We start from the raw sequence: 25804 nt of genomic DNA on the forward strand, positions 1-25804 counted from the left end.
AGCCAGTTGCTCAATTTTATCGCTAAATCTTCCTTGGCGAGGCTGACCCTTGATCATACGGTCAACTATCATGCTCAATATCTTCCGCTCATCCTCGCTTATATCCAATGGACCGATATGCAATAAAACATTGAGACGGGGGACCATTGTCCGTGTTGACGGACTCAACCAGCTGGTAGTAAACGCTTGTGCTACCGGTTCTTTTGCTTGTTACTGTCTTTCTTCTAATAAATATGGCTCTACGAAAAAACAGTAGCAAAAGATGTCAAGCCTTTAATTCGCCTCGTAGTTCTAATTTTGGACACTATGAGGACATTTTCAGCAATTTCGTTGTATATTTATCAATAACTTACGATTCAAATATGGGATTTTTCAAGTTTTTTTGCTCAACTTCGGCTAAGAAACTATCCTCCACGATTCTGTCAAATACTTTTTTGTCTGTTGCTTAACCTATTTGTTGTTCTTGGAAGCCCGCTGTCTATTTTTCAATGACTTACGAGCCTGAAACGACATACTTGACCAATTTCGTGCGAAACTTGGGCTTTACCAGTTTATCTGTGTCGGGAACCTGCCAAGTAGTGGTTCGCTGACTTTATCGTGGTAGGGTCAGACTGTGTCTATATAGTTCACTCCGTCCTGAAAAGCATGATGGAACCTCTCAAAGGCTTTGACCTCATCGATCTTACCCTCTAGTGAAGTGGAAACTCTCATGCAGCCGAGACCACGGGATGAAATCTCATCCGGTGATTTTGGCATCTATCCATATTGCATGGTGTTGCTGCTTTATAGCTCAAGTAATAGTTTAACCGCTGTGAGTACCGGAATCTCTCCTTTGGCGACTTGCTCTTTCAGGGGTGGAAGCGTTTGCGCGACTCCCGGTTTGGCATAAAAACTTTTCAGCACCGCCTCGGTGATCAGGGATTCAAACCACATGGTGATCTGTTCGGTGCGCCTGGTTGAGAACGAACTGTTCGTTTTCCCTTGTTGCACAAAGGCTTGGATGCTTTGCCATATCTCTTCGATTCCGGTTTTTTTGATTGCGGAACAGAGTAGGGCTTTGGTTTTCCAGTCTTTAGTAGAGGGTCTTAAGTAGTGAAGCGCGTGGTTCAATTCCCTCTGAGCGAGCTGTGCGGCAGGGATATTCTCGCCGTCGGCTTTATTTACGATGATCATATCCGCCAGTTCCATGATGCCTTTTTTGATTCCCTGAAGCTCGTCTCCGGCGCCAGCGATCTGCATCAGAAGGAAGAAATCCACCATCGAGCGAACCGTGATTTCGGATTGACCGACACCGACCGTTTCGATCAGAATGACGTCATATCCTGCGGCTTCGCAGAGCACGATCGATTCACGGGTTTTCCTCGCCACCCCCCCTAAAATCCCGCTGCTTGGCGAAGGACGGATAAAACTTTGGGGATGGCGGCTGAGGATATCCATCCTCGTTTTATCTCCCAAAATGCTGCCTTTGGAAAGACTGCTGCTGGGATCGACGGCAAGCACCGCAATTTGGTGCCCTTGTTCGAACAGCCAGAGTCCGAAACTTTCGATGAAGGTGCTCTTCCCCGCTCCCGGCACTCCGGTGATCCCGATGCGAATGGCCTTTCCGCTGTGCGGCAAGAGCTTGCGCATCAGTTCCTGACCCGGCTCGAAGTGTTTGGGAGAATTGCTTTCGATGATGGTGATGGCTTTGGAGAGCAGGGTGCGATCTCCGGAAAGAACTCCCTGAACGAGGGTTTCCGTATCATAGTGCTTGCTGCGCGGAAATTTCGCTTTCGAAACGTGATCCGGAGCCAACATGGCAGGCATCACGCTCGTGGCAAACTCCTTTCCCGCGCCGATTGGAGTCCATTCCGGCTTTCGCTTTTCATTCATCACTTTTATCCGCTGATCGAGTCGAAGAGTTTCTCCATAATGGTGTTCGCCGCCTGGGGTAGTTTCGTTCCCGGACCAAAGATTGCCGCCGCTCCGTGAGAAAGCAGAAATTCATAGTCCTGAGCGGGAATCACGCCGCCGACGATGATGAGGATGTCTTCGCGCTTGAGCTTTTTCAATTCCCCAACAAGCTGTGGCAAAAGGGTCTTGTGCCCCGCTGCGAGGGAACTCATACCGATGATGTGGACGTCGTTTTCCACTGCCTGGCGTGCCGTTTCCTCAGGAGTCTGGAAGAGGGGACCGACATCGACGTCGAAACCCATATCCGCGTAGGCGGTGGCAACGACTTTGGCACCACGGTCATGACCATCCTGACCCATTTTGGCAATGAGGATGCGCGGTCTGCGACCCTCAGTTTCGGCAAATTTGTCCGTGAGGTCTCTCACTTTTTCGATATCATCCATATTGGCATACTCGCTGCTGTAAACGTTGTTGATTAGTTTGATGCTTGCCTGATGGCGTCCAAAGACCTTTTCCATGGCATCGGAGATTTCTCCCAGAGAGGCGCGGTTGCGAGCCGCGATAATGGCGCATTCAAGCAGATTTCCGTCTTTGGATTCGGCACATTTGGTGATCGCTGCCAGGCTTTTTTGTACCTTGTCGCTGTCGCGTTCAGCTCTGAGCTTTTTCAGCCTGGCAAGCTGAGAATCGCGCACGGCGCTGTTGTCCACTTCGAGGATTTCCATGGCGTCTTCGCGTTCGAGGACATATTTGTTCACGCCGACGATGATATCCGCTGCTGAATCGATTCTTGCCTGACGCCGGGCGGAAGCTTCTTCGATGCGCATTTTGGGCAGACCGGTCTCGATCGCTTTTGCCATGCCGCCGAGTCTTTCAACTTCGGTGATGTGTGCCCAGGCACGTTTCATCAGGCCGTCCGTCAATTTTTCCACATAGTATGAGCCAGCCCAGGGATCGATCACTTTGGTGATATTGGTCTCGTGCTGCAAAAAGAGCTGAGTATTACGCGCGATGCGAGCGCTGAAATCCGTTGGCAGGGCGATCGCTTCGTCCAAAGAGTTTGTGTGCAGGGATTGCGTGTGACCCATTGTCGCGGCATGGGCTTCGATGCAGGTGCGGGTGATATTGTTATATGGATCCTGTTCTGTGAGACTCCATCCCGAGGTTTGTGAATGAGTTCTCAGCGCCAGCGATTTGGGATTTTTGGGATTGAATTGATTGATGATCTTTGCCCAAAGCACTCTCGCTCCGCGCAGCTTGGCGATCTCCATGAAGTAGTTCATTCCTTCCGCCCAAAAGAAGGAAAGCCGCGGGGCGATCAAATCTATATCAATCCCCGCATCGATGGCGGTGCGGACATATTCAAGCCCGTCCGCGAGGGTATATGCCATCTCCAAATCCGCTGTGGCACCCGCTTCGTGCATGTGATAGCCGGAAATGCTGATGCTGTTGAAACGTGGCATTTTCTGTGAAGTGTAGCGGAAGATATCGGCAATGATGCGCATCGAGGGCTCGGGAGGATAGATATAGGTGTTGCGCACCATATATTCCTTCAGAATGTCGTTTTGGATCGTGCCGTTGAGCAGTTCCGGTGGCACGCCCTGTTCCTCGGCAGCGACGATGTAGAATGCCATGATCGGTATCACTGCTCCGTTCATGGTCATCGAAACCGACATCTGATCGAGCGGAATGCGATCAAAGAGGATCTTCATATCAAGGATCGAATCCACCGCCACACCAGCTTTTCCGACGTCGCCAGCTACTCTTTCGTGATCGGAATCATAGCCGCGGTGAGTAGCAAGGTCAAACGCGATCGAAAGTCCTTTCTGCCCCATCGCCAAGTTTCTGCGGTAGAAGGCGTTGCTCTCTTCTGCGGTGGAAAATCCTGCATATTGCCTGATCGTCCAGGGGCGTTGAATAAACATCGATGGATATGGACCCCTGAGGAAAGGCGGCAAACCGGAAAGATAGTCAAGATGCTGCACGGCATCGAGATCGCTCTTGGTATAGATAGGGCTGACGTCGATCTGCTCGTTGGTCTTCCAGATCGGGAAATCGGGTTTTGCCGCTTTTCCTGATGGGGAAAAACTCGGGGTCAGGTTGGTCAGATCAGGCTTCATGCGTTCACCCCCATGCGGATCGCGATATCTTTCAAAGTCTCGAAAGCGTTGGCGCGAAGATGGATAAAGATTTCCACTCCCGCGGTACGATAGCTTTCCACCATATCCGTGGGATAACCGGCAAGGATGATCACCGGTGGTGTGGGCAAAGCCTTCAGTTCCCTGCACAGAGCGGAAACCAGCGAAGGATAGCTTTCGTCCGTGGCGCATACGCATACGGCTTTGGGTTTGGCAGTTGCGACTTCATTGACTGCTGTGACAACGCTTTCAAACACGTTCTGATTGACGATGTCAAAGGCTGCGATCTGCAAAAATCCGATGGAGAAATCCACTCTCGGTTTGATCTGTGAGTTGATCCCAAAACCGAGCATCATGACGTCCGCTTTGTTTATCGATCTGTGAGCGAGAACGGCGTCTCTGAGAGCTTCGAGATGCATCGCGGCAGATAATCTTTCCCTGGTGGGAATCGCTTCCACTTTAAGATTCAGTGCTTCGGAGATCTGTTCGATATCTGCGTTGCGCAGCCAGGCTTCGGCGATCATGTCCACGATCAAATCATTATCGGGATGGTCTTTCAAGCATGTCAAACTCTGGGCCAAGCCGCTGTCCGCTTTATTCGCTTGCCTTCTTGCTTTTGCTTTGCCCAGCCAGGCATGCACCGGCTCCAAAGCCATGAGAGGCTTTTCGGCTGGGTCAGCATACATGTTGACCCCGATGACGATATCGCGGCGCTTATCGACATTGTCAATACGCTCATTGGCAACGGCTTGGATCTCTTTATGGAGCATGCCGCCGGAGATATACTTCCTCATTCCGCCGGAGCTTTCGATCATTTGCATCAGTTTCCAAGCTTTGTGGGAAAGCTCAGAGCAGAGCGTTTCGATATAGTAGCATCCACCTGCGGGATCGACCACTTTGGAAAAATGCGCTTCCTCGCCGAGGATGATCTGTTGGTTGCGGGCAATGCGTTTGGAGAATGCTTCCTGTGCTCTCAGGTTTGAATCGAAAGGAGTGATCTCGAGGCTATCCACGCCTCCGATCACTGCTGCAAAGCCCTCCGTGGCACTGCGAAGGATGTTTACATAGATGTCGTATCTGGTTTTATTGAAAGAACCGGTCACACCGTGAATCCAGAGCTTTTGGGCTTCCTGACCGCCGCCGTAAGCCTTGATCAATTCAGACCAGAGCATCCTCGCAGCGCGGACTTTGGCGATCTCCATATAGAAATTCGATCTCAAAGAAAGCTTGAGCACAAAGCGTGGCGCGACCTGTTCGATGGTAAGCCCGCTTTCGATCATAGCGTCAAGAGTGTAAACTGCTGAGGCGAGGGCATAGCCAAGTTCCTGAACCGCGTTTGCGCCTCCGTTTGCATATATCGAGGCATCAATAAGGATGGTCTTGATCCCCGAGGCTTTAAGCTCCGCCCAAATGGTCATTTGCCTGGCAATACGCACGCCGCGTTCAGGCTTAAAGGCTTTATCCAGATAGACTTGCGCGAGCGGGTCAAATGCGAAAACACCGCTCAGATCGCTATTGGAAATGCCGGTGGATTTGGCATAGGCGCTAATGAGCGCGAGCTGGAGGATGACATTTTCATTGCCGAAGGCGAAAACCGGTATGGCTTCGAGTTTCACGCCCGCAAGCAGAGCTTTGATATCGTTCAGGCAGGAAAGCGCGACTCCGCGTTTGTCAGCGTGGCTGGGGAATTTTCCGCACAGGGAATCTGGATGGATCAGCAGATTGACGCAATTCAATCCGCGAAGAAGCTCATCGAGCAGTTCTTCGTTGAGCATTTCCAGATCGGGGTTATCCTGCAACTGGGCTACCAGCCAGGGCTCTGAGGTGTATCCATCCGGTTTCGAACCTCGTTGATAGGGCGGCTCGCCAGGCAGAGCTTTCAGAAACTCCAAATGTTCAACGTCTTCTCTGCGGTAGATCGGTTCAAGCGTGATCCCCTCGTATGTTTTGGCCTTCATCGCTTTGTCGAAATCCGCACCCTTGAGGGTCTCCTCCACCGCTATTTTCCATTGATCAAAGGATGGCGGAGGAAACTCGGAGAGTAGGTTCAGCTCGACATCTTTGTCATGTTCCACTATGGATCTCCTTGTATGTTATATAGTTATGATTTGATCAGCGCTTCCACCGGCTTCATCTTGTATGGCGAGCCTTGTTCGATGGCGTCCAAAATCGCGCCTCCGCCAGTGAAAAAATAGTATCGGGGATCGTCAACCGCTTTGGCAAAAACTTCAGGCAGCAATTCCTTGAACTCCTGAATGGTGTCGCCTCCGCCGAAAAGCTTCGCGGCAGCAGGGTTGGCGTCGATCAGTTGATACATGCTTTTGGTGCCATCGACGAATAGCAAAGTATATCCCATCACGGCATTTACGAAGATAGCAGCACTGCTCGCGAAGATAGATTTGATCTTGTCAATCTCAAAAGACTTGGGCGAAACGTCGAGAACAAAATTCAATTCCGTGCCAGCTTTCAGGTCTTTGATATCGCGAACGCGCCAGCTTTCATTATTTTCGATGGAGTCGCTTTCAATGATAAATGGAAGCTCTACGATGCGGTCTTCATAGCCTTTGACGTCACTCAGGAATTTGTGCGCCATCGCTATATCCTCAGAGCCTACACCTTTGATTCTGATGTCATATTTGACGGCGAGATAGGCATTGTAGATCACGCCTCCGAGCACGAGCCGGTCGCAAATCTTGATCAGTGAGGAAAGTGGACCGATCTTGGTATCGAACTTCGCGCCCGCCACGATTGCAAGAAAAGGACGATCGGGATCAAATATCTTGTTCAGGTGCGCGATCTCTTTCTGCATCAGCAATCCGGCGTAGGAAGGCAGATAACGCGTGACCCCCAAAGTGCTGACGTGAGCTTGCCAGGAACCGAAAGCGTCGTTGATAAAGACATCGGCAAAGGCTGCAAGCTTTTGGGCAAGATCGTCAGCGCTAATATCCTTCGCCTCTTCACCCTTGAACCATCTGGTATTGGGCAGATAGACAAAATCGACCTCTTTGTTTTTGAGCTTTTCCACACCGATGGCGATCGGCTCGAGATCTTTGATCCCATCGTCTCCATCTGCATGGCACTGAGGGATATAGCCTTTGAGCTGGAGTTTTTCTTCCAGATAGTAAACTATCGGCTCGACCGCGTCATCTTGGTCGATGGTAATGATTCCGGTCTTTTTGTCGTAGGGTCTGCCCACATGACTCATCAGAATCGGCAAACCGCCTTGTTTGAAAATGCTCCGCAGAGTGCTGAGGGTGGCATCTATCCTCATGCTGTCCTTGATCTTGCCTTTTTTCACAACATTGTGGTCGAGGCGCACGAGCACGATCTTGTTTTTTAGATCCGCGTCCAACATGCTGGAAACCTGTGCATTTAGCATAATCATCATCTCCTTCGATCAAACATAAGTTCTTATGGTATATTGATTTCCCTAAAGCCAAGACGCATCCGGCAGGAGAAATCCACGTGCAAAAACATCCTATTTTCTCTTTGTGGCAAAATCTTGATTTACGTCAAGGATTTTCTTTATTTCTTCTTGCGCCTAAACTCCCAGGGAGGAATCGGATTCTTGTCCGCCCATAAACCCACACCATTACTACGTGCTGTCCTTTCCATCTCCGAGAGGAGTTTTTCCTTGTTATACTGTTTGTAATGCCATGCCAAACCCGCTTTGAGCAGTTTGTGGTTGAGGATCATTCCGTTTGGAGCGTGCACCACTCCCAGATAGCGGCCGTAGCGGTCTTTGGATAGAAAGATGATCTTCACTTTTTTTCCAAATACCATATCTGACGTAAACTGCTTTGCCCGGTTTCCATAGGGCTGGCTTTTTTCCGGACAATCAATTCCATCCAAGCGGATGCGATAGCTGATTTTGCCTTTCAATACCGTGATCGTGTCTCCATCCTGAACCGCGATCACTTTGCCGGTGATCTGTTTGGCATAGAGGTAGCCGATCATCAGGATTGCCAGCAATAGCATTAGTTTTCTCATCTTCCACTCCCGATAACCAATCCATAATAAATGGCAAATCTGTCAATTGCGAAAGCCAAAACAAGCTGAATTATTTCGATTGTAAATGCAGCAAGTTCCACCCTTACAAAAAAAACCTTGTAAAAAAACAAGGCTTGAAAATAATGGGTTTCTCAGATAAAGAATTTGACCCATAGTGGAGGAAATAAATGCTTGATAACCTGAGAAAGAAACAGAAACTGATCGTCTATATAGTAGCCGGAGCCTTCATCCTGACGGGCGCCATCGGCGGACTCACCGGGATTTTTGCCGGTGGAAATCACTTGGCTAAAGTGAACGGACACAAGATTACTCTGGAAGATTATCAGAAGAAAATCGCTGAATATTATGAGCGCTATTCTCAACAAGGACAAAACGTAGATGACAACATGCGCAAGCAGATCGAAAACTCGGCTTGGGAAGAGATGGTCAACGAAGTCATTTGGACACAGCAGATTAAGAAACATCGCATCAAGCTCAGCGAGGACGAGATCCTCACCGAGATGCAAAACAACCCGCCCCAGGAACTGATGCAGAACGAAAGCTTCCAGACCAATGGACGTTTCGATCGTAGTAAATATCTGGAAGCGCTTAAAAATAATCCCCAGTTCTTTGTGATGATGGACGAGTATCTGCGCAACTACCTTCCCCGCAAGAAATTGCAGGATAAGATCAAGAAAGATGCAAATATCACTTTGGACAGCCTCAAGGTCGAATATGGAAAAGATACAAACACCGTTAACGGCAAAGCACTCTGGTTTGATTTTAACAAAGCCGATTCCGTCTTCGTGAGTGATGACGAAATCAAGAAATACTATGACAAGAACAAGGAAGACGAATTTAAGAAAGGCCCCGCCTCCCGCATCAAATACTTAGTATTCGAGATGAAAGCGTCGGATGATGATTTCAACTCCATCAAGCTCGAAGCAGACAACATCTATAAGCAAGCCATTGGAGGAGCAAACTTTGCAATGCTTGCGGAACGCTACAGCGAAGACCCAGGAAGCGGCAAACAGGGTGGTTCACTGGGTGTCTTTGGCAAGGGACAGATGGTGCCCGAATTTGAAAAAGCCGCTTTTGCCCTCAAACCGGGGGAAATATCCAAACCAGTGCGCACAAACTTCGGTTGGCACATCATTCGTTGCGATTCAATCGCTACCGCGACCGCGGACAATTATCAGATCAAAGCCAGCCACATCCTTCTTTCCGTGAAGGCATCGGACAAGACCATCAACCAGATTCGCGACAAAGCCGAAGCCAACAAGAAACTGATCGCCAAAAAAGGCATCGACGTTGCTGCCAAGGAATTGAAAATGGAAGCTGCGAATTCCGAATGGATGCCTCACGATTCTGAAGATATCCCAGGAATCGGCAAACTTCCAGCCCTCAAACAATTTATGATCAAGGGTAAGGAGAAAGCCGTTTCCGATCTGCTGACCGATCAGCAGGGACGTCTCATCCTCGCTCAACTCACAGACAATAAAAAAGTCTATTATGAAGAATTTGATTCCGTCCGTCTGAGGATCAAGTATCAGCTCGAAAAAGAAAAGAAGGTCGCCAGCGTCAAGATCAAAGCTGAGGACTTCCTCAAACGCGTTCCTCAGGAAAACTATTTCCGCGCCGCCGAAGTCGAGGGCTGGAAAATCGTTGATTTGAAGGGACACAAAGAAGGCTCCTTCATCCCCAACGTCGGAACCAGCCCAGAATTTACCAAAGCCGCCCTGGCGCTCAAGACCGGAGAGTATTCTCCTTTGGTGATCACCAAGGAAGGTCCCTTCGTCATCTTCGCCGAAGAGCGCAAAACACCTGATATGAAAGCTTTTGAAAAGGATACAGCAAAACAGGACGAGATTCGCAAGCGTCTTGAGGAAGCCGCCTTCAACCGTTGGTATCAGGAATTGCGTAAGAAAGCAAAAATCATCGACAATCGCGCCAAGTTCGGTATGTTATAAATTGCCATGAGCAAATTGATGTCCAGCGTTAGCGGGGTTCGGGGTATCTTCGCGGATACCCTGAATCCCGCAGTTGTTTTACGCTATGCCGCACGTTTCGGCGAGCTGCAAAAAAGCTCAAATCCCCGTCCAATGATAGTCGTTGGCAGGGATTCCCGCACCACTGGAATCGCGGTACAGCATGCTGTTATCAGTGCTCTGATCAGCGTCGGCTGCGATGTCATGGAGATCGGTATCGTCTCCACTCCGACCGTTCTGCTGTGCGTGAAAGACCACCAAGCCGCGGGTGGAATCGCCATCACCGCATCGCATAATCCGCCTGAGTGGAACGCGATGAAGTTTGTCGATAACGATGGCATGTTTCTTTCCCCCGAGCGGGCGTCGCTATTTCTTTCCTCTGTAAACGAAGATATCACTTGGGCGGATTGGGAAAACATCGGCACCCTCATTCGCTATAAACACGCAATCGACGATCATATCGACGCCATCTTAAAAATCCCTTATCTGAATATCGATCAGATCAAAGCTGCCGAATTCAAGGTCGTGCTCGATTCCGTCAACGGTGCCGGAGGTCTGATTTCGCCTAAGCTATTGACCGCTCTCGGCTGTGAAGTGATCGAGATTAATTCCGCTCCCACAGGCATTTTTGCCCATCCGGCAGAACCGCTCAACCACAATCTGACACAACTCGAAGCCGCAGTGAAAGAGCACAACGCCGATATCGGTTTTGCCACCGATCCGGATGTTGACCGTCTTTCGATCGTGGACGAGACCGGAAACTGCATCGGCGAGGAGCTCAGCGTAGTCCTGGCACAGCTTTTCGTTCTCCCCAAAAAGAAAGGAGACGTCGTCGTCAACCTCAGCACTTCAATGCTTTCGGACGACATCGCCAAACGCTTTGGCGTGAAACTTCACCGCAGCAAAGTCGGAGAGGTCAACGTCGGCAAGCTGATGCAGGAGATTTCATCTCCTATCGGCGGAGAAGGCAACGGCGGAATCATCTGTTCTGAAGTGAATTACACGCGCGACGCCATCGCTGGGATGGCTTTGATCCTTGGGCTCTTAGCTGAAACCGGAAAAAATGTTTCAGAGATCGTTTCCGCACTGCCAAAGTATTATTTTGCCAAAGATAAGATCACCGTCGATCCTAAGTGCATGGACGATATCATGGCAAAGATTCCGCATCTCTTTGGCGGATACGATCTTGACACCAGAGACGGCATGAAACTCACCGCCCCGGACCACTGGATTCACATCCGCAAAAGCGGCACCGAACCGATCATCCGCGTCTATGTGGAAAGCGATTCATACGACAAATCACAGGAACTCTGCAAGATAGCTATTGCCAAACTGCAATTCTAATTGATTGCTTGGGAGGATAACTCTCTTGGGAGTCTGTACCAAACAGCGGGAATAATGCCACGCTATTTTTTGCATCGAGAGTGTGCTTAAATACGGTTTTGTTTATCGTTTGTTGGGGTTTTTTGTGTGGTGTTTCAGTTCCATTTTCATTTCTCCAAGCCTGCTCCAATGTTACCAATATTGCCAAACTTCGCTCCATCGAAACATCGCTTCGCTCCATCGCAGCATCGGCATGCTGCGCTGCATCCTCACGCCCCACTGCGTCAATCAAGCGTTAATCAAGCGTTAGTTTTATTACGCTTGATTAACACTTGATTAACGCTTTGGAAAGAGGAAGGAATTGTAAACGACTGATAATAAAGCAAATAATGAAGCAATAGTGAAACAATTTTGAGCCTGTTTGATCTTTCACTCCATCACGCGTTCCATCACTCGTTTAACTCGTTTCGAGTGATGAAATCCGTTGGCAATCGAGGCGACTATCTTTACGAGTTTATCAAACATCAACGTGGAAACTGCATTACTTGATAAATAACAGGAGGGATTCTGATATTGATGTGACCGCTCCAGCATCAACATGCTCATTAAGCGATACTTAAACTATGGATTGCTATGTCTTTTTGTTATTATGGTTTATGTGATATCTTCAATGATGCTGCGGATCACCCAACTCGCGGCAGTCATGCCCATGATTGCGGGCATGTAGCTGATCGAACCAATGGTTTTGCGTTGCCTGCCACGTTCGATGATGATCTCGTCCGGACTGTCGATATCTTCTTCCGGCAGGATCGGTAGTTCAGAAGAATAAACGCAAGGAAAATCTCCGGTGATGCCTCTGCGGCGCAGAAACTTACGAACCCGGCGCGCAAGAGGACAGTTGATGCTTTTGCTTAGTGGGGCAAGGTGGATTTTGGAGGGATCGAGACGGTTGCCGGCGCCCATCACAGAAATGATATTAAACCCTTCACGGACAGCGTGTTCGAGCATTCCGATCTTGGGTCCGAGGCTGTCGATGGCGTCGATGTAATAATCAAAGTCTTTCAACAGTTCCGCTCTGTTTTCGGCATCGATAAAGCTCTGATACGTTATCACTTCCGCGCTTGGATTGATTGCCAGAATGCGCTCTTTCATCAGTTCCGTCTTGGCTTTTCCGATCGAGCAAATTAGAGCGAGAATCTGACGGTTGAGATTGGTCTCTCCCACCACGTCGAAATCGATGATTGTAAAGTGCCCGACCCCTGCTCTAACAAGTGATTCCACTGCGTAGGATCCGACACCTCCGAGTCCGATCACGCAGACCCGCGTTTTCGCCAAGCGTTTCAAAGCCTCCGCACCGATGAGTAGCTCCGTTCTGGAAAAGCTGTGAACGCTCAAAAGAGCTCTCCAAAAAGGTGTTTGGCAGAGATTTCCTGCATGTCCAACAGAGCTTCATCCGTTTGTCCGCTAAGCTTTTGGGTTGTTTCAAATACGTCAAGAAGACGCAAGAGAGGATTGCTCTCGCCTGCTTTGACGTAATATTGGATGATATCCGTTTCAAAAAGCATCCTGCCATGTCTGATCATGCGTTTCAAGAGCTCAAGCTTGTCGTCCACGAGGATGCGGGAACTGATGGTGAAAACGCTGTCCAGCCGGGCGAGCAGTTCAAAGCCTTCGAGGGATCCCGCATAGCCGTGAACGAGATATTTGAGATCATGGTTCTTGAGTATTTCATACGCCTGCTGCTGATGTCCAACGATATGCAGGACTGCCGGTATTCCATGCTCCGCCGCAATTATCAGGTTTTCTTTGAAGGCTTTTGTCTGGTATTCGATATCGGGATTTCCGCGATCCAGTCCGATCTCGCCGACCGCCCATATACGCTTTGAGTAGGCAAGATGATCGATCTGAACAATATCCAGATCGCACTCATCGAAATTGGGATGCATACCGGCACTGAAGATGAGATTGTCGAAGGGGTATTTCAGGTAAAAATCAACCTCGCTGCGTCTGAGCGCGGCGGATACGAAACGCGTAATTCCATGACGGGCAGCCTCTTCCATCAGATCTGGAAGGTTCATAACCTCGCTCAGATTGGCAAGATGGCAATGGGCGTCGATCAAGCTCATTTTGCCAGCTCCGGGATCAGCTTAATAATCTGTGCGGCAGCGCGTTGTGATGCCTTGCCGTCAAAGGCGTCGAACATGATGTGATTAGCTTTCATTTGTTTGTCCTTTAGATGCTCAGGGGCGTTCAATAGCGTTTCAATTGCTTTCTCCAGTTCGTTGAAAGAGCTTATCGGCAACGATATCATGGAGATAAGTTCCTCGATTTCATCCAGACTGCGCTTTGCTCTTTCCGTCTTAAAAGTGATAATCGGCTTTGATAGCGCGCTGAATTCCGCCAGCAGAGAGCTCGTGTCGCCAATGCAGACGTCCGCCAGCATGATATATGGCAAGAGATTCGCGTCATGGATAAGATGCACTCCCTCAGTCGCTTCAATCCGTCTTGCAATGCTCTTCTCAGTCCATGGATGGAGGGTCACGAGAATATTGTAACGTGCCGTAATCGTATGCAACCGATTGTACCAATTTTGCACTGCCGACATCCCGCTTTTGTCCCAGGTGGCGGAAAAGAGCAGAACCGGCTTTCTATCATCGAGTTGCAGCTTTTCTTTCAGCCTATCCAGATCGCTTGGGGAGATGCTTCCATCACGCATGGCATCCAATCTTGGAAAACCTACCGCTTTGCCACAGTGGACTCCAATCTCCTCCGCTGCCTGCAAATCCGCCAAACTGCTAAAAAGATAGAGATCAAATCGGTTATAGTTTTTCGCCATGGTCATGCGTTTGAAGTGATATGGTCCGTGGCGCATGCCGATCTTGACGATGGGTGAACAGGGAAACTTGTGCGTGGCGTGGCGGCACATGATCACTGCTTTGGGAAACGACGGCATTTTGCCGAAGGGGATTTGCTTGCGCTTGAGGATAGCGATCAGCTCTTTGTTCCGTGTAATGATCAAGGTTTTTCCCAGGTGCTCCAAAACGGGGCTAATACTATAATAATCAATGAGTTCCTGGCAGTAAACAACCACCGGCTCGAGGCTGTTCAAGATACGCAAAAGGTGCCAGATCAGAGAATAGGGCAGCCTCAGAAGGGTTTCGCTAAACACCATGATCCCGCTTTCCGGCAAGGATGAAATTGTGCAAGCCATAGGCAAGCGTCTGCTGAAGATCGGAAGACTGGGAGACAAAGCTCCATCCACCGTCCCGTATCTGATAAAAACCCTTGCTGCGCACTATGGCGGCAGTGCCAAAATGCAGAGCCTGAAACTCGAACAGGTAGTTTTTCCCATTCGCGTTGCCGATGTCGATGGATAGAAAAGGGCTGGAAAACTTCTCATAAACCGAACGCGCAAAATCCAACAAACCAGATGGAACTTCAAACTCGAAGACGAACTTTTTCGTTCCGCTGGCACGGAAATCGGCACCTTTAATCAGGCGTTTCATTACGTAAAAACGGTCTCGCACAACGATCACCCGATAGTCGCAATCCAGCGCGGGAATGAACTCTTGCAGCACGAAAGCGCAGCCCGGGACCATGTATTCCATCCAGTCCGCTGCATCTTTTTTAGCTTCGAAGCCGGGGTATCCATCGAAGCGTTTATACTTTCTGAGGTGCTTTCGACGCAGCAGATCGATCTTCTCCAATAGCGATAAACCGGGGCTGAGCGCAGTGATTCTCTTCTTCAACACCGAGGCGTTTTTGCATAGATACACGCCCTTACCGTTGGAACCGGAGGTCGTTTTCAAAACGATGGGATAGGTGATGGGATAGCTATCAACCTCTTCGGCTTCGCTTAAATACCAGGATCGCGGTTCAAGGATGCCCAAACGTTTTTTGTAAAGCTCCGCAAAACCTTTGTTTTCATGACAATAGAGCAGGTCGAGGGAGGGAATGATCGTATTTGTTTCGCTCAAACTGAGCATGATGTCTTTGATGTAAGCACGAAGATGTTGGCGTTGGCTAAATGTATAGAAAATAAACTGGTTCGCAATTGGAGGATTTGCTTGTCCCAGATGATGAAACTGTTTCTCCAAAACTCGATATCCGTACTTTTCCAATTCGTCCACAAACTTGGCGGTATCGATCGAAACCCACGGCTTGCGGGATTGACCGATGAAATGCTTCCCGCTGGTGACCAGTAATATCTCTGTGCTCATGAAAGCTGCTCCAAGGCGCTTGTTATCGTTCTTCCGATCTCGGATTTAATTGATACAAACGTCATTCTTCGTTTTTTGCCGCAGGACAAGCTCAACTATTCTCTCACATTCTTTTTGAGCTGAGGGATAATCCACACTATCTATACGCCGGAAAACGCCATTGGCATCGCGCAGTTTGGGTTCGACATAACCATGCTTGCCATCGTTTGGCGGAGTCCAGTGTGAGTGGTAGAAATGACTGAAGATGCACATTGTCGGAAGCCCCGCAGCTATCGCTAAATGACGTGGGCCGTTATCATTACCTAAATACATATCGGATAGCTCAAACAATCCATATAGCACCTGAAGAGAGTCTATCCTGTAATCTGTGTTTGGCTTGGGGGATTTCATCATGGACAGTATTTCATCGACCATGTGTCTTTCCCCCGGTCCCCAGGTAAAAATAAATTTACAATTGTACTTGTGATACAGGTGATCACATAAAAGTGCGTAGTTTTCGGCTTTCCAAGCTCTATAACTTGCCTTGGATACCGGAGACAAAGCAATCACCAGATCGCTCTTCCGATAACCGAGAGATTCATAAATTGCTCTTGCCCTAGCTCTTTCATCTGGTGATATAAACACTCTGGGCTCGGTAGGCGACATGTTTGGCGGCAGCAATCTCTGAACGAAACGGAACTTTTCATAAGCCGCATAATTTGCGACATCTACTTCTTTTACCAGCTCGGTATATGCGGAATTCCTACGTTTGCCGCGAAACGAGATTTTGTTCTTAGCCCTTGTCACAAAAGACATTAAATAAGTGCGAGGGTTCTTTTGAAAATCGACAAGGATATCATACTTTCGTTTCCTGAGAGAAAGCAAAAACCGTAAATGCTTCAAGAATGGAGTCTTTTTTTTCCAGACAATCAGCCTATTTATGTCCGGATGATTATCCAGGATTGGAGAAGCAGCGCTGCTGGTCAAAAAGGTGATCTCGGCAAGGGGATGTGCTTTTCTGATTGCACTGAGAGCCGGCTCACACATTAGTGTATCCCCGATCGCGGATAATTGAATCAAGATGATTTTATCTGCTTTCATGGCTCCACAATTCCTTTAGATACAGAAATTTAAGGAATACACAAGAGGCACCCAAAGCACAAATAACGAAGCCCTGCATGCCATCCCGCCACCCTCCGTTAATAAGATAATGACGCAGAAATTTGCCACCGGGGCGTAAAACGAAGTGCCACCAATAGGCTTTTTTGTTGTTGTCATACATGTCCTGAGCCTGCCACATTGCATATTTACTCGCTTTGCTAATGTGCTGCGAAAAGCTTGCTATAGGATTGTGCACAAGGTAGTATTTCCGCGCGATGTATTTTTTGTTATCAAGGCGGATCGAAGCATGGACACGAGTGTTTCGCCAATATCTTGTAGCGATATTTGTGTGCACCAGACGCTTTCCATAGCTGCTTAAATAATCCTGGTGAGTCAAGAGCTTGCCCATAAAAATAGTGCGCGTCATAAACAAATAACCGTCATGCTGAGTATCCGAACTTTGAAGGATAGAAAGGATTTTATCCCTTAGATTTGGAGGACAGTATTCGTCCGAATCGATGATAAAAACCCATTGGGTCTGTACATGACGCATACCCCAGGTGCGTTGTTCACGGGCATTTGTATATTGATGCTGATGAATGATTACATTCTCGTATGCTTTGGCTATGTTTAATGTGTCGTCTTCGCTAAATGAATCGATCAATACCACACTATCACACCACTGAACGCTTTCCAAACATGCTTTGATCGTGCGTTCGCTGTTCTGGGTGAGGACAAATGCACTGACATCAAGCATGAAAATCGCTCCGGCATTGGTCATAAAAATCAAGCAAATCCCGAATCCGATGCTCCATGCTATATTCCTCACGGATGGCAAGAACAGCATTAACCAGTCTCCGGTAAGTCTCTTCTGTGGAAAGCGGAAGATCGTCAAGGCTCGAAAGCAGGCAGCCTATTTCGTGGCTTTGAACAAACTGTACGATCTCGTCCAGGCTGTCCTGAACAAGAATCGGCAAGCCGGCGCAAAGGTAGTCGAAAGTCTTGTTGCCAAAGGCATAACGGATGGCGGAAAGCTTGGCGGCGATCGTGTCCTGAAACATAACCAAGCCATAATCCATTGCCGAGATCGTTTTGATCAGTTCAGTGTAGGGCAGTTTCTCGTGAAAGATAACTACTTCCAGAGCTTTATAATCTTCAAATCCTTTGTTGTTATTCGGAAAGAGGTGGATCCTGAATCTTCCGGGATCAAATTGTTTCAGTTGCGGTATGATATAGCGATGATCGCTCTTCTTTTCCGCAAGGCGTCCTTGATAGACCAGATGCGTCATTCCGTCTTTTGAGGAATGCTTCGGAGCCATGTCCGCCAGCTCTAATAGTTGTGATTGGGGAAAATAGTTGCCAAAGACCAGCCGCCTCGAAACGAAATTGTAATGCTTCATGGCTTCGCGCAAGTAGAGAGCCGCGGGATAGACGACTCCGTCAGATTCCTCGTTACAGATTCGCTCGGCTTCCTTTTCACGACGGCTGAGCCGGTGTTTGAAACTCATGAAATCATGACAGTCATAGATGACCGGAACACCCGGTTTTGACCTGATGAGTTTCGCGCAGAGTGTATCCGGCTGATTGTGAAAGTGGATCAGATCAATCCGCAGGTCGAGCACCATCTTTTTGACCTTGCCTACAATACCAAAATACCGTGAAAAGCGGGTAATGCTTTTGTAGAAGTGGTCTCCTCTGCCATAACCCTGATGGGGACTTTTGCCTTTGTGGAGCAGATGGACACTCGCACCGCTGCTCTGCAAAGCCTCTGCATATTTGATATTTCTGATGCACGGTGAGCTGTCCTGAACAAAGAGGATATTCATCGGAGGGATGGCCTTATCGGCAGTCTATAATTCCGAAACTGCATCTCGTGCAACTTGCTGTATCTCGGACAGCTTGTCAGCAATTCTTCATGTGACCCGATGCCCACCACGGCACCCTGTTCCAAGACGACGATCCGATCGGCTTTCATTACAGTGGAAAGCCGATGGGCGATCATGATCACCGTGCGGTTTTGCGTGGCGGCTTCGATCGCCTGCTGCACTTTTTGTTCGCTTTCGGTATCCAGCGCGGATGTCGCTTCGTCAAAGATGAGTATGGGCGGATCTCCAACGATCGCTCTCGCTATGCAGAGCCGCTGTTTCTGTCCGCCCGAAAGGTTGGCGCCTTTGGTATCCAGCATTTCATCGTAGGTATTGGGGAAATTGAGAATAAATTCCTCCGCGTACGCGATCTTTGCGGCATTTTCGATCTGTTCATGCGAAACCGCTTCCAGAGTGCCATAAGCGATGTTTTCACGGATGGTTTTGGTGAAGAGGATGCTGTCTTGAGTGACCACTCCAAAGAAGCGGCGTAAGTCCATCAGCTTGAGATCGCGGATGTCTGTGCCGTCGATTTTGATCGCACCGCTTTTGACGTCATACATACGGTTGAGCAGATTGGCGATAGTGGTTTTTCCACCACCGCTGGCGCCAACAAGCGCGATCTTTTCACCCTTGACGATCCTCAGATCGATTTCGTGCAGGACGGGGTTGCTTTCTTTGTAGAAAAAGCTCACTTTCTCGAAGACGATATCATGCTCGAAACTCTCTTTGGAAACGGCATCTGCTTTGTCCATGATGGAAGATTCATGATTCATCACCAGGGATATGCGCTCCAGGGAAACGAGCGCCTTCTTGATCTCGGAGTACATCTGCGTGAGGACTTTGAGCGGATGCAGCATGGAAAATAGCGCGAAAAGAAACGCTGTGAAATCCCCCAAGGAAAAGGTCGAACCAGTCGCCAGCACCATCTTGCCGCCAATGATGATAACCACCACTCCGGTCACTGCGGTATTGATTTCCGAGATCGGAACATTCAGCGATCCATAGACCTGAGCCTTTCTCCACATCTTTAAATGTCTGCGGTTGATTTGATTAAAGTTCTGATACTCGCTTTCCTCACGACGGAACGCTTTCACGATCTTCATGCTGTTCAGCGCTTCTTCCACTGCGGAAAACATCGATGAGAGCTGTGATTGAATGCGTCTCGAATATTTCTTGATCTTATTGCCAAGATAGCCAACCGTGAGCGAAAATACCGGCAACACGATGATGCTATAGACAAAGAGCCCGGAATTGAGCATCATCGCGATGCGCATATAGACGAGGATGGTGACGATGTCCCGCAAGGCTTCAAGCAGGGCACGGATAAACTGTTCGCTGACGATTTCGACGTCGTTGACCATACGCACAATCGCATCGCCCACTTGGTTTTGATTGTAAAACTCCAACGATTGGTTCATATAACGCATAAACATCATGTTCCGTACGTCGCGGATGGTGCGTCCGCGCAGTTGCACATAGAGCACCCTTTGCGTGAAGAAAAAGAGGTTTTTACACCCGATCGTCGCCAACACGAAGATGCAAAGCACATAGAGCAACGCCAGAGAATCAGTCTGCATCATGATCGTTTTCACGCTTTCCCAAAGCGGTGCAAGTGAGGACAGAGAACGTATCGCAAATAGTCCTCCGCTTTCACTGAAGAAGCTTTCCAAGCTGCCCCACAGTGCCGTCAGGAAAGTATCATAGCTATGATAGAGAATGACTTGCTTGTCCGGATTGAAGACAAAATCAAAGAGCGGGATCACCAGCGTGATGCTCACTCCGCTGAAAAAAGCGAAAAAAAGCGTCGCCAACAAGCCTGACAGCATGAAGTACCAATAGCGGAACATTATCCGGTAAATCTGAAGCAGATTGCTCCAAGTGCTCGGTGTTTTAGAAAAATTATCCATAATTACGCGCAATAAAAAAAAGCCAGCGAATGCTGGCAAGGAAAATAATGGCACGCCCTGAGGGATTCGAACCCCCAACCTTCTGATCCGTAGTCAGATGCTCTATCCAGTTGAGCTAAGGGCGCGCGTGGTTGCCAAAGATTATCAGCGCGCTTATCTGTCAAGCACTATCTCGGTTATTGCCCTATTCTACTTTTATTACTTGATTCCAATCTCCCCGGTTGCGAAGCTGGCTTTACAGGGATTTAACAGACTAAGTTCGTGAAACTAAAATACTTTAGGATACTTTGCATTCGACGTCGATCTCAACGGCGGCAGGCGATTTTGGTCGATCATTTTCTGGATATCCCCCCCCTGCATCGCCGGTCACTCGCATGACCGGCTGTGTTATAGCTCTCTATTTAAGGGCTTTAAGCGCTGCCTTGTAATCCGGCTCCTGCACAATGTCCTCCACCAGTTCGCGGTAGATGACCTTTCCATCCTCGTTGATGATTATCACCGCCCGGGCGAGCAATCCCGCCATCGGTCCGTCGATGATCTCCAAACCATAGTTCTTGCCAAAGGATCGATCCCGCATTTCGGAGAGAGTGATCACTTTGTCGATCCCCTCTGCGCCGCAAAATCTCCCCAAAGCGAAGGGCAGATCGCGCGAGATTCCCAATATGACGGTGGTTTTCGCCTTTGCAGCTTCGGCATTGAACTTGCGAACGCTCATCGCGCAGACGCCGGTATCGATGCTGGGAAAGATGTTCATGAGTATCTTTTTGCCCTTGAAATCCGCCAGTTTCTTATCTGCCAGATCCAAGCCGGTGAGCATGAAATCCTTTGCTTTAGTGCCGATGCGCGGTAGGTTTCCACTCGTGTTGATTGGGTTTCCTTTCAGTTTAATCTTTGCCATTTTTTAAGTTCCTTATCAGCTTCAATTTTTACTGACATGATAGAGCATTTTAGAGGATTGGCAAGTTTTGGATGAAGAAACTCGAGAGCAATTTTGAATATCTCGTTTGCGCTCTTAGCTCAAGCATCAATTATGTATATCCATAGCAACAGTTTGGCATACCACGAGCATGTTTTACAGGTATTTTCCAGTAATTCCACGGTTAGTTGCCCAGGTCTTTCCAGGTTATGAAAGTTTGAGTGGGTTTGAGTGGGTTTTTGAGTGGGTTTTCTGAGGGTTTTCGTTTCCGCATGGGGGCTGCAAGCCGCTCTATCACTTGACAGCGTTAATAAAGCCTTAATCAAGCGTTAATCAAGCGTAATAAAACTAACGCTTGATTAACGCTTGATTAAGGCTTGATTAACGCTTTGGATGTGGCGCAGCACGCCGATGCTGCGGAAGCGAAATAAGAAAGCCAATAATAAAGCCAATATAAAGCCAATAGTGATCTTTCCTTGGAGTGCCGATAGATAGAGTTTCCACAGAGATGTCATGCGCTACTACATGCGCTACTACTGTTTTGTCCACTACTGTTTTGTACAACCGAATCGGGGTTCGGCATCCATAATCTCATGGAACGCCGACGTCCCCGTCGGCGATTGTAGCGATGAACTTGACACATCTGCAAATCTGTAAACCATCCTGCGGACAGGAACCGACGGGGACGTCGGTAATTCCATAGGCGCATAGCCGAATCGGGGTTCGGCATCCATAGTGGGGTGGGGAGTTCGGCAGCCACATGGGGTGCAAAAATCGGTATCCCAATGGGGTGGGGAATTCCGATTCCTCACAGCCACCCGGTCGGCTACAAAAAAAACAGGTTCGAACCGCTAAAGTCCGAACCTGTTGGAAAGAGCCTGAAAAATTGGCTATCTTACACTATGAGAACGTCTTGGCTAATAGAAGAACAGCTTAACTGCGATGGCGATGAGAATTGCGGAATTGAGCGCCAACCAGATCTGAAGACGGTTGTTGATCGTCTGAGTGGTTTCCCTGCTTTGCTGCACAGTCTTTTCGAGGCGAACGATGAGGTGTTCGACGGTTGCCAGTTTTTCCTGAGTTTTGTCAAACTTCTTGATATTGTTGTTATGCCCCGAATCACGTTTGAAGTGTCTGAACAGTTCCCATAGAAGCGGTAAAACGGCGGGGATAAACTTCTTAATTCCTATGTCTTTCATTTGCTCACTTCCTTATCAGAATTTGTAACCTAAGTTTCCATAAAGAGTTCCGTTTAAAACGGCATGAGTGGTATAGGAGAGATCAATCACGATGCCTTCGATGTCGAGACCGATGCCGGCATTCCAGGCGGCGGGGTTTTGATGCACGCCAAAGCGGATAAAAAGAGGCTCGAACAATCTGGCTTCGACACCGCCCATAAATTCGGTTTCCTGGGCAAAATCCTTCTTCAGCTCGATGGTGGTGGTCACTCCGTCGTATGGGATGTAGGAAATGCCGAGAGCGAGCTTGCTGGGCAGGTTGTGTTGATTGGTATCGCCCATCACGGCTTGGTTGAAGTTGGTGACCGAGAAACCGAGTTTGGTGCGTCCATGCAGGAGTGCCGTGGCACCGAGGTCAAATCCAAAGGCGTCGTCGGTTTTTTCGCCGTCAAAACTGAGCAGATAATAATTCGCAGTGTAGCCAACACTAATTTTGGAATGGATATCCTCTTGCAGGACAAAGCCATGCGAGGCACTCCAAATCTGTTCGCTCATCAGGTTGACATCGGCAAAATCGACATTGAACATCCTCGTGCCAAACGCCAAAGTGCCGATCTTTTTGGGCAATTTAAAACCGATGGCGGCAGTTTGAATCTGGGAAAATCTCTGTCCATAGAGATTGGCAAAACCATACTGGACTTCATATTCGGTCTCGGAGAGTCCGGCGGGATTGAAGAAAATGGCATTGACGTCGTCGGCAACGCCGGTGTATGCTCCGCCCATGGCACGCGCCCTGGCGGAAGGGATATAATCGTCAAAAACGGCGAGTAGCAAAGCTGCCTGAACGAGGATAACGCTGAGCAGTAATATCTTTTTCATAGATCAATCCTCTCCCGGTTATTTCATTATTGATTTGATCACAATGGGTTGCACGGTCTCTTCCTTGGCGCCGCTGGCACGTTGGATGATCTCGAGATGGCAATAATACATGCCGATCGGCAAGAGCTTCATATTGGTATCGCGTCCGTCCCAGACAAAGCTTTCGATGCCAAGGGCGTTGCCGATGTTTTTGTTCACAGGGGTGGAAACAAGGCGCCCTTGAGCGTCATAAATGCGCACGATGGCTTTGGCATTCACGCCGGTGCTGATGGACTTTGTGCCATATTCGATGGTGATCTTTTCGTTGAGGGCGGGGTTGAAGATATTCTTGCCGTTATGAGCATTGGTGATATTCAGCCAAGCGATGCTGCGCCTGATCGCGGTGAGTATCTTTCCGCTGGTCAGGGAAAGGATCGGCGTCGTGTCATAGACAAAGGATTGTATCTGGATCACCGCTTCGCCGTAAGTGATCGGTTCCAAGATGAGTTTGATCAGAGTCATATCGTCCGCTGCGGAATTGATCGGTTCCTGAGATTGAAAGGTGACCGTGATCAGATCTCCTTCCAGGGAAACTTGGACGTCCGGTTCATGGGATGTCATCGTTTCTACCATATCTACTTCGTGAAAAAGCACTTTACTTGGATCGATCTTGAAGACTGCGGTGTATGAGGAAACGCCCCAAACCGGTTTGATGCGGGAGGTGAGGACATTGACGGCTACCAACTCGTTGATGATACCGGTGGTTGTCTGGATGCCGACGGAAGCGTTTGAAACGTTGTCCACCTGAACCATATCCTGCAAGTCGCGCGGGTTGATGGCATAAAAGCTGAAGGAGAAATCCACCACGCCCTGAATCCTTGACCATGATTGACCAACATTGATTGGTGGCCAACTGAATCCAGTGCGCGGAAAGCATTGATCGTCCACCTGACAGGCACCGCTGCCATCATTGACGTTGAACTCGCTATAGCTATTGGGGGTGGAGGTCACCGTGACGTCCTGCACGCGAACCAGGACGCTTTCCCATTGCTCTGCGGTAGCTGCACTAATAAGCTGACTTGTTTTGATCACCGATGGCTGCGGCAGGGGATTTCCCTGGCTCAAAACCTGATAGCCGGTGGTGGGAGACATTTCTGTCAGGTTAAAGTATTCGACGATCTTGCCTGTTACTTGAACCAGGTCGCCGCGCTGGGGATGATACTGGTTGGTGAATACCAGCAGTCCGCTCCATGGCCCGCCAGCAGGATCGGAGATAATGAAACCGTAGTTAGTGGCGCTGGTTCCGGTGTAGAACTTTTGCGCAACGACGATTCCCTGGACAGTCACGATCTGATCGATCATTGGAGAGTTTCCGCTGGCGGCGGTGGTGTATTGCACATCATAACAGGTGATAACCTGTGCCGCAAGCCCCGTGCTGAGGAAAACTGCGAGCATCAAAAATAGGAAATGTTTCATCTATGACTCCTTCATTTTAACTATTGTCTGGTTTTTCCTGCAGATCCGATGCAGGCGTGAGAGCTTTTTCTTCCCGGATAAAGATCATATCAATCATCATCAGCACCATGGCGATAAAAACGGCGCTGTCCGCGATATTGAACACTGGCCAACGATACATGATAAAATCTGGAAAATCAACGTCGATAAAATCGGTTACTCCACCCAAAAGGACACGGTCTATCATATTGCCGAGAGCGCCTCCCAAGACCAATCCGAAGGCATACACCTGGATTCGGTGGGTGACCCGCTTCAGCAAAAATATAATAAAACCAATTGCGACAAGCGCAATCAGAGAAAATATGATCCGGTTATAGAGCGGGTTTGAGAGTCCGATGCTGAAAGCGGCTCCGGTATTGGTCAAGTGGGTGAACCGAAAGGTTTCGCCAAAGAGTTTTTCGCCGATCACAAAGGTATCCCCTTCCGCGGTATATAGACGCGTGAGGACTTTTGACGCCTGATCGAAGACGACCACTATCAGCATGATCACATAGGCAATGGTGGGTTTGATCGCTTTCATCAGGGAATTCACCTTCTTTGCCGGCGTTTTTTTTCTTCCATCTTTTCCTTGCAAGTAATGCAATAGACGGCGTAGGGGATGATGTCCAGCCGGGCTTCGGAAATGCCGGTTCCGCACATTTCGCAAATGCCGTAGTTGCCGTCGTAGAGCCTGCGCAGAGAGTCGTTTAGCAGCCTGATCTTATCTCGTTCCTGCTCCATCATCATCACGGTTTGTTCCATCAAATTGGTGTCCGAACCCTGATCCGCTTGGTGAAACGCATAGGAGGAAAGATCACCGCTGCTTTCGCGGGCGCCGATACTTTGGTCTTTATTGGCGTCGCTCAGATATGCCACGCTCTCTTGCAGTTCCTTCCTGATCACTTCTTCATAGTGTTTCAGTCTTTCCGGTGTCAAAGGTATTGCTGCCAT

Annotated in this window: 23 protein-coding genes and 1 tRNA gene; 2 read left to right on the forward strand and 22 right to left on the reverse strand. The window is 48.8% G+C overall.

The annotated features are described in order from the left end of the window. Window positions 1-606 precede the first annotated feature (606 nt). The 6 genes from Q8M98_03450 to Q8M98_03475 form a co-directional block, all read right to left on the reverse strand. Window positions 607-756: a hypothetical protein gene (locus tag Q8M98_03450; GenBank protein MDP3113812.1), complete on the reverse strand. Its 150-nt coding sequence runs from the start codon at window positions 754-756 to the stop codon at window positions 607-609. A 27-nt stretch (window positions 757-783) separates the two neighbouring features. Further along, complete coding sequence (gene meaB, locus Q8M98_03455) at window positions 784-1872, reverse strand: methylmalonyl Co-A mutase-associated GTPase MeaB (GenBank protein MDP3113813.1); 1089 nt, start codon at window positions 1870-1872, stop codon at window positions 784-786. A 5-nt stretch (window positions 1873-1877) separates the two neighbouring features. After that, complete coding sequence (gene scpA, locus Q8M98_03460) at window positions 1878-4013, reverse strand: methylmalonyl-CoA mutase (GenBank protein MDP3113814.1); 2136 nt, start codon at window positions 4011-4013, stop codon at window positions 1878-1880. After that, window positions 4010-6106, reverse strand: coding sequence for an acyl-CoA mutase large subunit family protein (locus Q8M98_03465; protein ID MDP3113815.1), 2097 nt, complete (start codon window positions 6104-6106; stop codon window positions 4010-4012). Before Q8M98_03465 ends, scpA begins: the two co-directional genes overlap by 4 nt. Window positions 6107-6132: 26 nt before the next feature. Continuing rightward, window positions 6133-7410, reverse strand: coding sequence for a phosphoglycerate kinase (locus tag Q8M98_03470; GenBank protein MDP3113816.1), 1278 nt, complete (start codon window positions 7408-7410; stop codon window positions 6133-6135). Between the two features lie 146 nt (window positions 7411-7556). After that, a complete protein-coding gene (locus tag Q8M98_03475; protein ID MDP3113817.1) occupies window positions 7557-8021 on the reverse strand; it encodes a thermonuclease family protein in 465 nt (154 codons plus the stop codon). A gap of 188 nt (window positions 8022-8209) precedes the next feature. On the opposite strand from Q8M98_03475, the gene Q8M98_03480 reads away from it, so the two are divergent. Beyond that, window positions 8210-9991: a peptidylprolyl isomerase gene (locus Q8M98_03480; GenBank protein MDP3113818.1), complete on the forward strand. Its 1782-nt coding sequence runs from the start codon at window positions 8210-8212 to the stop codon at window positions 9989-9991. A gap of 6 nt (window positions 9992-9997) precedes the next feature. Then, window positions 9998-11353: a phosphoglucosamine mutase gene (glmM, locus tag Q8M98_03485; protein MDP3113819.1), complete on the forward strand. Its 1356-nt coding sequence runs from the start codon at window positions 9998-10000 to the stop codon at window positions 11351-11353. On the opposite strand, the gene Q8M98_03490 is transcribed toward glmM, so the two are convergent. The 16 genes from Q8M98_03490 to Q8M98_03565 all read right to left on the reverse strand — a co-directional run bounded on the left by Q8M98_03490 (window position 11331) and on the right by Q8M98_03565 (window position 25804). Further along, the gene (locus tag Q8M98_03490) at window positions 11331-11624 is read right to left on the reverse strand and encodes a hypothetical protein (GenBank protein ID MDP3113820.1); all 294 of its coding nucleotides are present in this window, start codon (window positions 11622-11624) and stop codon (window positions 11331-11333) included. The genes glmM and Q8M98_03490 overlap by 23 nt on opposite strands. Before the next feature lie 362 nt (window positions 11625-11986). Continuing rightward, window positions 11987-12727 carry a tRNA threonylcarbamoyladenosine dehydratase gene (locus Q8M98_03495; protein ID MDP3113821.1) on the reverse strand — a complete coding sequence of 247 codons (741 nt, stop codon included), beginning with the start codon at window positions 12725-12727 and terminating at the stop codon, window positions 11987-11989. Further along, a complete protein-coding gene (locus Q8M98_03500) occupies window positions 12724-13458 on the reverse strand; it encodes a TatD family hydrolase (protein MDP3113822.1) in 735 nt (244 codons plus the stop codon). The genes Q8M98_03495 and Q8M98_03500 overlap by 4 nt, the downstream gene beginning before the upstream one ends. Further along, window positions 13455-14543, reverse strand: coding sequence for a CDP-glycerol glycerophosphotransferase family protein (locus Q8M98_03505; protein MDP3113823.1), 1089 nt, complete (start codon window positions 14541-14543; stop codon window positions 13455-13457). Before Q8M98_03505 ends, Q8M98_03500 begins: the two co-directional genes overlap by 4 nt. Further along, window positions 14494-15552 carry a hypothetical protein gene (locus Q8M98_03510; GenBank protein ID MDP3113824.1) on the reverse strand — a complete coding sequence of 353 codons (1059 nt, stop codon included), beginning with the start codon at window positions 15550-15552 and terminating at the stop codon, window positions 14494-14496. Before Q8M98_03510 ends, Q8M98_03505 begins: the two co-directional genes overlap by 50 nt. A 45-nt stretch (window positions 15553-15597) precedes the next feature. Further along, on the reverse strand, window positions 15598-16632 hold the full coding sequence (locus Q8M98_03515; protein ID MDP3113825.1) for a glycosyltransferase family 9 protein: 1035 nt from the start codon (window positions 16630-16632) through the stop codon (window positions 15598-15600). After that, window positions 16619-17389, reverse strand: a complete 771-nt coding sequence (locus tag Q8M98_03520) for a glycosyltransferase family 2 protein (protein MDP3113826.1) — start codon at window positions 17387-17389, stop codon at window positions 16619-16621. The genes Q8M98_03515 and Q8M98_03520 overlap by 14 nt, the downstream gene beginning before the upstream one ends. Next, window positions 17382-18458 (reverse strand): glycosyltransferase, encoded by a 1077-nt coding sequence (locus Q8M98_03525; GenBank protein ID MDP3113827.1) that lies wholly within the window; start codon window positions 18456-18458, stop codon window positions 17382-17384. The genes Q8M98_03520 and Q8M98_03525 overlap by 8 nt, the downstream gene beginning before the upstream one ends. Beyond that, window positions 18455-20347: an ABC transporter ATP-binding protein gene (locus Q8M98_03530; GenBank protein ID MDP3113828.1), complete on the reverse strand. Its 1893-nt coding sequence runs from the start codon at window positions 20345-20347 to the stop codon at window positions 18455-18457. Before Q8M98_03530 ends, Q8M98_03525 begins: the two co-directional genes overlap by 4 nt. A gap of 108 nt (window positions 20348-20455) precedes the next feature. Beyond that, window positions 20456-20532: transfer RNA gene (locus Q8M98_03535), tRNA-Arg, on the reverse strand. A 272-nt stretch (window positions 20533-20804) separates the two neighbouring features. Further along, window positions 20805-21305 (reverse strand): thiol peroxidase, encoded by a 501-nt coding sequence (gene tpx, locus Q8M98_03540; GenBank protein MDP3113829.1) that lies wholly within the window; start codon window positions 21303-21305, stop codon window positions 20805-20807. A gap of 935 nt (window positions 21306-22240) precedes the next feature. Then, window positions 22241-22522, reverse strand: coding sequence for a hypothetical protein (locus Q8M98_03545; GenBank protein ID MDP3113830.1), 282 nt, complete (start codon window positions 22520-22522; stop codon window positions 22241-22243). Window positions 22523-22537: 15 nt separating this feature from the next. Beyond that, a complete protein-coding gene (locus Q8M98_03550; GenBank protein ID MDP3113831.1) occupies window positions 22538-23380 on the reverse strand; it encodes a hypothetical protein in 843 nt (280 codons plus the stop codon). An 18-nt stretch (window positions 23381-23398) separates the two neighbouring features. Continuing rightward, on the reverse strand, window positions 23399-24835 hold the full coding sequence (locus tag Q8M98_03555; GenBank protein MDP3113832.1) for a hypothetical protein: 1437 nt from the start codon (window positions 24833-24835) through the stop codon (window positions 23399-23401). Between the two features lie 16 nt (window positions 24836-24851). Beyond that, the gene (gene lspA / locus Q8M98_03560; GenBank protein MDP3113833.1) at window positions 24852-25394 is read right to left on the reverse strand and encodes a signal peptidase II; all 543 of its coding nucleotides are present in this window, start codon (window positions 25392-25394) and stop codon (window positions 24852-24854) included. Between the two features lie 8 nt (window positions 25395-25402). Then, window positions 25403-25804, reverse strand: a complete 402-nt coding sequence (locus Q8M98_03565) for a TraR/DksA family transcriptional regulator (GenBank protein ID MDP3113834.1) — start codon at window positions 25802-25804, stop codon at window positions 25403-25405.

Source organism: Candidatus Cloacimonadaceae bacterium (assembly GCA_030693415.1).
Lineage (GTDB): Bacteria > Cloacimonadota > Cloacimonadia > Cloacimonadales > Cloacimonadaceae > JAUYAR01.

What these genes read in the sequence shown, in the direction of transcription:
- Q8M98_03450 (MDP3113812.1), bottom strand. Translation starts at nt 756, where the DNA reads ATGCCAAAATCACCGGATGAGATTTCATCCCGTGGTCTCGGCTGCATG.
- meaB (MDP3113813.1), bottom strand. Translation starts at nt 1,872, where the DNA reads ATGAATGAAAAGCGAAAGCCGGAATGGACTCCAATCGGCGCGGGAAAG.
- scpA (MDP3113814.1), bottom strand. Translation starts at nt 4,013, where the DNA reads ATGAAGCCTGATCTGACCAACCTGACCCCGAGTTTTTCCCCATCAGGA.
- Q8M98_03470 (MDP3113816.1), bottom strand. Translation starts at nt 7,410, where the DNA reads ATGCTAAATGCACAGGTTTCCAGCATGTTGGACGCGGATCTAAAAAAC.
- Q8M98_03475 (MDP3113817.1), bottom strand. Translation starts at nt 8,021, where the DNA reads ATGAGAAAACTAATGCTATTGCTGGCAATCCTGATGATCGGCTACCTC.
- Q8M98_03480 (MDP3113818.1), top strand. Translation starts at nt 8,210, where the DNA reads ATGCTTGATAACCTGAGAAAGAAACAGAAACTGATCGTCTATATAGTA.
- glmM (MDP3113819.1), top strand. Translation starts at nt 9,998, where the DNA reads ATGAGCAAATTGATGTCCAGCGTTAGCGGGGTTCGGGGTATCTTCGCG.
- Q8M98_03500 (MDP3113822.1), bottom strand. Translation starts at nt 13,458, where the DNA reads ATGAGCTTGATCGACGCCCATTGCCATCTTGCCAATCTGAGCGAGGTT.
- Q8M98_03505 (MDP3113823.1), bottom strand. Translation starts at nt 14,543, where the DNA reads ATGGCTTGCACAATTTCATCCTTGCCGGAAAGCGGGATCATGGTGTTT.
- Q8M98_03510 (MDP3113824.1), bottom strand. Translation starts at nt 15,552, where the DNA reads ATGAGCACAGAGATATTACTGGTCACCAGCGGGAAGCATTTCATCGGT.
- Q8M98_03515 (MDP3113825.1), bottom strand. Translation starts at nt 16,632, where the DNA reads ATGAAAGCAGATAAAATCATCTTGATTCAATTATCCGCGATCGGGGAT.
- Q8M98_03520 (MDP3113826.1), bottom strand. Translation starts at nt 17,389, where the DNA reads ATGCTTGATGTCAGTGCATTTGTCCTCACCCAGAACAGCGAACGCACG.
- Q8M98_03525 (MDP3113827.1), bottom strand. Translation starts at nt 18,458, where the DNA reads ATGAATATCCTCTTTGTTCAGGACAGCTCACCGTGCATCAGAAATATC.
- Q8M98_03530 (MDP3113828.1), bottom strand. Translation starts at nt 20,347, where the DNA reads ATGTTCCGCTATTGGTACTTCATGCTGTCAGGCTTGTTGGCGACGCTT.
- tpx (MDP3113829.1), bottom strand. Translation starts at nt 21,305, where the DNA reads ATGGCAAAGATTAAACTGAAAGGAAACCCAATCAACACGAGTGGAAAC.
- Q8M98_03545 (MDP3113830.1), bottom strand. Translation starts at nt 22,522, where the DNA reads ATGAAAGACATAGGAATTAAGAAGTTTATCCCCGCCGTTTTACCGCTT.
- Q8M98_03550 (MDP3113831.1), bottom strand. Translation starts at nt 23,380, where the DNA reads ATGAAAAAGATATTACTGCTCAGCGTTATCCTCGTTCAGGCAGCTTTG.
- Q8M98_03555 (MDP3113832.1), bottom strand. Translation starts at nt 24,835, where the DNA reads ATGAAACATTTCCTATTTTTGATGCTCGCAGTTTTCCTCAGCACGGGG.
- lspA (MDP3113833.1), bottom strand. Translation starts at nt 25,394, where the DNA reads ATGAAAGCGATCAAACCCACCATTGCCTATGTGATCATGCTGATAGTG.
- Q8M98_03565 (MDP3113834.1), bottom strand. Translation starts at nt 25,804, where the DNA reads ATGGCAGCAATACCTTTGACACCGGAAAGACTGAAACACTATGAAGAA.